Source organism: Silanimonas sp. (genome assembly GCF_027531545.1).
GTDB lineage: Bacteria > Pseudomonadota > Gammaproteobacteria > Xanthomonadales > Xanthomonadaceae > Silanimonas.
Genome location: NZ_JAPZSC010000022.1, coordinates 1 through 5,856 on the forward strand (window position 1 = coordinate 1; position 5,856 = coordinate 5,856).

Annotated in this window: 7 protein-coding genes; 5 read left to right on the forward strand and 2 right to left on the reverse strand. The window is 68.3% G+C overall.

Annotated elements, in window-relative coordinates:
* Positions 1 to 141: 141 nt before the first annotated feature.
* From O9280_RS13460 to O9280_RS13480, 5 genes are all read left to right on the forward strand, one after another.
* A complete protein-coding gene (locus O9280_RS13460) occupies positions 142 to 645 on the forward strand; it encodes a DUF302 domain-containing protein (protein WP_298343741.1) in 504 nt (167 codons plus the stop codon).
* Complete coding sequence (locus O9280_RS13465) at positions 642 to 1,637, forward strand: hypothetical protein (RefSeq protein ID WP_298343744.1); 996 nt, start codon at positions 642 to 644, stop codon at positions 1,635 to 1,637. The genes O9280_RS13460 and O9280_RS13465 overlap by 4 nt, the downstream gene beginning before the upstream one ends.
* 5 nt (positions 1,638 to 1,642) lie before the next feature.
* Positions 1,643 to 2,488 carry an MTAP family purine nucleoside phosphorylase gene (locus O9280_RS13470; RefSeq protein ID WP_298343746.1) on the forward strand — a complete coding sequence of 282 codons (846 nt, stop codon included), beginning with the start codon at positions 1,643 to 1,645 and terminating at the stop codon, positions 2,486 to 2,488.
* Between the two features lie 68 nt (positions 2,489 to 2,556).
* A complete protein-coding gene (locus tag O9280_RS13475; RefSeq protein ID WP_298343749.1) occupies positions 2,557 to 3,249 on the forward strand; it encodes a DUF3047 domain-containing protein in 693 nt (230 codons plus the stop codon).
* A gap of 23 nt (positions 3,250 to 3,272) precedes the next feature.
* A complete protein-coding gene (locus O9280_RS13480; protein ID WP_298343752.1) occupies positions 3,273 to 3,851 on the forward strand; it encodes a peroxidase-related enzyme in 579 nt (192 codons plus the stop codon).
* A 6-nt stretch (positions 3,852 to 3,857) separates the two neighbouring features.
* On the opposite strand, the gene O9280_RS13485 is transcribed toward O9280_RS13480, so the two are convergent.
* Together O9280_RS13485 and O9280_RS13490 are read right to left on the reverse strand one after the other, a co-directional pair.
* The gene (locus tag O9280_RS13485; protein WP_298343755.1) at positions 3,858 to 4,562 is read right to left on the reverse strand and encodes an HAD-IA family hydrolase; all 705 of its coding nucleotides are present in this window, start codon (positions 4,560 to 4,562) and stop codon (positions 3,858 to 3,860) included.
* On the reverse strand, positions 4,559 to 5,095 hold the full coding sequence (locus O9280_RS13490; protein WP_298343758.1) for a peroxiredoxin-like family protein: 537 nt from the start codon (positions 5,093 to 5,095) through the stop codon (positions 4,559 to 4,561). Before O9280_RS13490 ends, O9280_RS13485 begins: the two co-directional genes overlap by 4 nt.
* Between the last annotated feature and the right edge of the window lie 761 nt (positions 5,096 to 5,856).

The following is a 5,856-nucleotide window of genomic DNA, read 5'->3' on the forward strand; positions in this document are numbered from 1 at the left end:
TCCAGGCCGCCAAGCGCCGAGCGCGCGGCTTCGCCAGCTTCGACACGATCAGGACCGTCGTCTTCCTGATCGCAGGCAAGCTCGACTTCGCAGCGGTCAACCCTCATGCCCGGTAACCCACACGAAATTCAGAAGAGCCACATGTCTAGAGGATTGGCCCTCACCCTCGGCGCGCTGCTTCTGGGCGGCTGCGGCGCGATGAGCGCCCACCACGGCGCTGGCGGCCCGGGGCATGGCGGCAACCGCGCCACCGCCACGTACGGTCTGACTGCGCTGCAGAGCCCGCACACGCCGGCCGAGACGATGAACCGGCTGGAAGCCGAGGTGAAGAAGCGCAACCTCGCGGTAGTGGCCCGCATTGATCATGCCGCCGCAGCGCAGCGCATCGGCCAGACCTTGCGGCCGACCGAACTGCTGATCTTCGGCAACCCGCAGGCCGGCACGCCGCTGATGCTGTGCGCCCAGTTGACCGGCATCGACCTGCCGATGAAGGCGCTGGTGTGGGCCGATGCGGCCGGCCAGACCTGGCTCGGCTACAACGACCCGCAGTGGCTGATGCACCGCCACGGCCAGCGGGACTGTGCAGCGGCCGAGCAGGTGGGCAAGGCGCTGGCCGGCATCGCCGCCGCTGTGGTGGCGAAGTGATCGAGGTTGACGATGCCGCGCCGTCGGTCGCGTCGGCGCCGGGGCGCAGCTGCCCGCTGCACTACCGGTACCGACCCGAAGACTTCGCCATCGACGCGCCGGAGCACCTTCGGTCCCTCGACGTGCTGTACGTGGTGGGCGGCCTGTACGGCAATCCGCTGGCGCTGGACCGCGTGCTGGAGCTGTTCGACCGCGAACGGGGCCGCAAGCGGTTGGTCTTCAACGGCGACTTCCACTGGTTCGATGCCGACCCGGCGGTCTTCGCGCAGGTGCAGCGCGGGGTGTTGGCGCACGATGCCCTGCGCGGCAACGTCGAGACCGAACTGGCGGACCCGAACGCGGACGCCGACGCCGGCTGCGGCTGCGCTTATCCGGACTGGGTGGGCGACGGCGTGGTGGAGCGCTCCAACCGCATCCTGGCGCGCCTGCGGACGGCGGCAGACGCAGGCCAGCGCGCGGCGTTGGCGACGCTGCCGATGTGGCAGCGTGCCGATGTCGGGCCGCTGCGGCTGGGCATCGTGCACGGCGACGCCACCTCGCTGGCGGGCTGGGGCTTCGCGCAGGAGCACCTGCGCGCGCCGGACCACCGCGCCGAGGTCGCGCGCTGGCTGGGCCGCGCGGGTGTGGACGCCTTCGCCTGCACCCACACCTGCCTGCCGGTGTTCCAGGCGGTGCCGGGGTCGCAAGGCCGGCACGCGCGTTGGATCCTCAACAACGGCGCTGCCGGCATGCCCAACTTCCGAGGCGATGCCGCCGGACTGCTCACCCGCATCGCCGTCGAGCCGTCTGCCCAGGCGCACAGGCGGTTCGGCGTCGAACTCGGCGGTGGGGTGGTGGCAGAGGCCATCGCCATTGACATCGACCTGCCGCGCTGGCGGTCCGGTTTCGAGGCCGTTTGGCCTGAGGGCAGCGACGCCCATGCGTCGTACTTCGATCGCATCGTTCGTGGGCCGGAGTACGCGATTGCCGATGCGGTCCGACCCTTGGAGTAAATCAGATGCTCGCCATCGTGGGAGGCACAGGCCTCTATGAACTGCCCGGACTCGACATCCTCGAGCGCATCGCGGGCGACACGCCGTTCGGCAGGGCGTCGGGCGACGTCCTTCGCGGTCGCCTGCATGACCGCGAGCTTCTGTTCCTCGCACGCCATGGCGCTGGCCACCGGTTGCTGCCGCACGAGGTGAACTACCGCGCCAACGTTTTCGCGCTCAAGCGGGCGGGCGCCACGATACTGCTGGGGTTCTCGGCCGTCGGCAGCCTCGCACTCGAGGTAGCGCCGGGCACGTTGGCGATGCCCGAGCAGTACGTCGACTGGACTCGGGGCCGCCGGGAGCAGTCGTTCTTCGGCGGCGGGGTTGCGGCCCATGTCTCGACGGCTCGACCCGTCAGCGCGGCGATGGTCGAGGCGGTGCAGGCCGCCGCGGAACGTACCGGCACTTCTCTGACAAGGGGTCTGACCTACGCCTGCGTCGAGGGGCCTCGCCTGGGTACCCAGGCGGAGAGCCATCTGCTGCGGCAACTGGGCTGCCATCTGGTGGGCATGACGAACGTGCCGGAGGCGTTTCTGGCGCGCGAGGCGCAGATGGCCTACGCCACGGTGGGCCTGGTCACCGATTACGACAGCTGGCTGGACGACCCGTCGCAGCACGTCAGCGTGGGCGCGATCTTCGAGCGTTACGGTCAGACCTTGTCCATGGCCCGGCAGGTCCTCGACGAACTGCTGCGCATGCCGCTGCCGGAACCCGAGCCCGACAGCCGGCAGGCGCTCGCCAGTGCCGTGCTGACGCCCGACGAGGCGCTCAGCGCCGATCAGAAGGCGTGGCTGTCGGTGCTGCGCACGTGAGTGCATCGGTCGACAGGTCGGGCTCCCTCTTGTCGAGGTCCGTCGGCTGGCGAGCCTGCTCCGCATTGATGGGTGCGCTGGCACCGTGCGCGGCTGCGGCGTCGATCCTTGCGCCCCTGGCAGGTCCTCCGGGTTCCCTGCCGCAGGCGCCCTGGGTCTTTGCCGGGCTCCCAGGCCAGACGCCTCCGGCCACGCGCTTCGTTCTCGAGCGGCAAGACGGCGAGACGGTGCTGCGCGTTCAGGCGGCGGCCTCCTACGGCAACCTGGTGCATGCGCTGAAGGACGTGCCAGCAGGGCGGCTGTCCTGGCGGTGGCGTGTCGACAAGGCACTGACCCTTGCCGACCTGCGAACTCGCGAAGACGATGACGTGGCGCTGAAGGTTTGCGCGCTGTTCGACATGCCGCGGGCGGCGGTGCCCTTCGTGGAGCGGCAGCTTCTGCGGCTGGCCGAGAGCCGCACCAGAGAGTCGTTGCCGACCGCGACGGTGTGCTACGCGTGGGATCCGTCGTGGCCAGAGGGTACGGTCGTGCCGAACGTCTACAGCCGGCGGGTCCGCTACATCACGCTCGGCACGACGACCGGGTCCTGGCAGGCCGTGCAGCGCGACCTGGCGGCGGACTTCGTCAGGGCCTTCGGCGACGAGACCACCCGCGTCCCCAGGATTCTGGCCATCGCGGTGGGTGCGGACGCGGACAACACGCGCGGCGAGAGTCTGGGATTCATCGCCGATCTCGAGTTCACCAACGGGCCTGAGCGCTGACGGCCCTAGATCAGAGGACGATCATGACCTTCTTCGCCAGCCTTCCGCACGACGCCGGCGTTCGGCACATCCTGGGACTGAACCCGAGGGCGGGTCGCGCGTTGATCGAGTTTCACACTGCCGTGCTGCGGCAGGACACGGCGCTCGCGGCGCCGCACAAGGAGTTGCTGGCCGCCTACGTGTCCGGCGTCAATGCCTGCGCCTACTGTCACGGGGTTCATCGCCAGACGGCGCTCGCCTTCGGCATCGAAGAGACGCTGATCGAACGGCTGCTGGACGATCTGGAGTCGGCGCCGGTGGAACCGAAGCTGCGGCCTCTGCTGGCTTACGCCCGCAAGCTCACCCTGGCGCCTTCGAAGATGGTGGCGGCCGACGCACAGGCAGTCTTCGAGGCAGGGTGGACCGAGCGGGACCTGCACGACGCGGTGCTGACGATCGGCCTGTTCAACCTGATGAACCGCCTGCTGGAGGGTCACGGCGTCAAGGGCCAGGACCACTTGTACAAGGACCGAGGCGCTGCCCTGGCCCGCGACGGATACGCGCCGCTGCTCGCGCACCTGTCCGCTGCAGGCGAGGCAGACAGCGCAAGCCAGGCGCAGTGACAGCGGCTACCCGCCGAACACCGCTGTCACGAGTTCGTCGAATCCATCGACCAAGTGATCGTAGGACCGGTTGGGGTGGGGATCGGGCGGCCCCTCGGGCCCCCATTCCAGCGGCCGGCGGACGAACGCGGTCTTCATGCCGGCGTCCTGCGCTGCATTCAGGTCGAAGTTGTGGCAGGCCACCATCAGCGCCTCTTCGGCACGCAAGCCCAGCCACTTCAGCGCGGTGTCGTAGGCCTCTCGATGGGGCTTATAGACACCGATCATCTGGCACGAGACGACGGCATCCCATGTCAGCCCATTTAGCCGCGACACGTCCACCACCAGAGGCAGCGGCAGCATCGTGAACGAGACGACGGGCAGCTTCTCACGAAGTCTCGCGAGCGCTGGCGGAAAGTCGGGCCAGGCGCGCAGCCGATGCCAGCCGCGCCAGAGCTGCTGCTGGGCGGTGGGGTCCAGTGCCGGGATGCCGAAGTGGGCGACCGTCTCATCGAGTGCGCGCAGGTGCACGTCGTCCATGTCGAAGGCAGGCCGTACCTGACCCACGATCGCCCGCATCGACCGGCGCCGCCAGTCGTTGACGAATGCGCTTGGCTCGATACCTTGCAGGCGGTCCACCCCGAGACTGCGCAACTCGCTGACCAGCGAGCCGTGCCAGTCGAGCACGGTGCCTCCGGTATCGAAGAGGACCGCTCGCGGGGTGGCGCTCACAGGGCGCCGGCGTACTCGCCGCGTGCGGGGTAGTTCTTGGCCAGGGCAAAGTCGATGGCTGCGAGCAGTTCATCGAAGTGCGGCCTGGCGAACGGCATGGTCTGCACGGCGCCGTAATAGAGCGTTCCGTCCGGCCGGACGATGAAGACGCCGGGTTCGGAGAACAGCGGCGGCTCTTCGATGCCGATCGACGTCTGGCCCCGCGATGTGCTGATGTACAGGCCCCACTCGCGAGCGGTTGCCAGCGGCAGGTCGTAGCCGATGCGCAGATCGGGAGCCCGCAGCTTCTCTGCCAAGGCCTCGGCGCGCTCGCGTCCATCACTGGAGATGGCGATCACCCGGACGCCACGCTTGTCGAATTCCGGCTGCAGCCGGGCCAGCTCGAGAAGGTACTTCATGCAGATCGGGCAGTGCAGGCCCCGGTAGAAGACGACCAGCGTGAAGTTAGGCGGCGTTTCGCCGGTCAGCAGGTAGTCGCCGTGGGTGAGCGTGGGCACGCTAAGCGCGGGGACGGGAAGTCGGGGCATCAGCATGGGCAAGGCTCCTGCGGGCAATCGGACAAGGTCCGGCGCATCTCGCGCCTGAGACTTGCAATGTAGACCGCTGAGCGGAACGCCTGATGATCGATCGTCCCGAAAGGTACACCTTTCGTCCCATCGAGGACCGCCTCAATCGGCTCACCGGACTGCCACATCGCTTCGGCTTGCGTGCACGCGCCCTGCGTGGCGGCGTCCCTCGCAGCGCCGTTCAGCTCGAGCAACGCGCCGGCCTCAGTCACCTACACATGCTGCGTCACGGCGCCATCAAGTTGACCGATGGCGATGGACGGGCGCACCGTCTGAGTGGCCCTGTGGCTGAACGGGTGGTCTCAGCGTCCGCTTGGTGTCAGTTTGTGTGAATCCGCGTGCTAGTCTTTTGGGTCAGCACTCGCTGCACAGCGGGCATCGAAAGCGCCAGCAGCTACTTCCGCTCGGGGTCGATTGCACGCAGTGGCGATCGGCTGCTTCCGGGCATCGAACCTTCGACGTCGGCTATCTGGCGATGAATCCGATGGGGCGGCCGTCTCAACCCGACCCCGAGTAGACATCGGCGCTCCTAATCTAGTGTAGTGCGCGCCAAATCGTAGAACTTAATGGCCCCGGCATACTCCAAGCCGCCCAGGAGGTGGGCGATGCGGGTTGCCAAGACGATCGAGTTGGATGAGCGGACGGACCGGGAACTGCGGGTGCTGTCGCAGCGCAAGCGCATCGAGGTGCGTCTTCAGCAGCGTGCGCGCATCGTGCTGCTGGCGGCC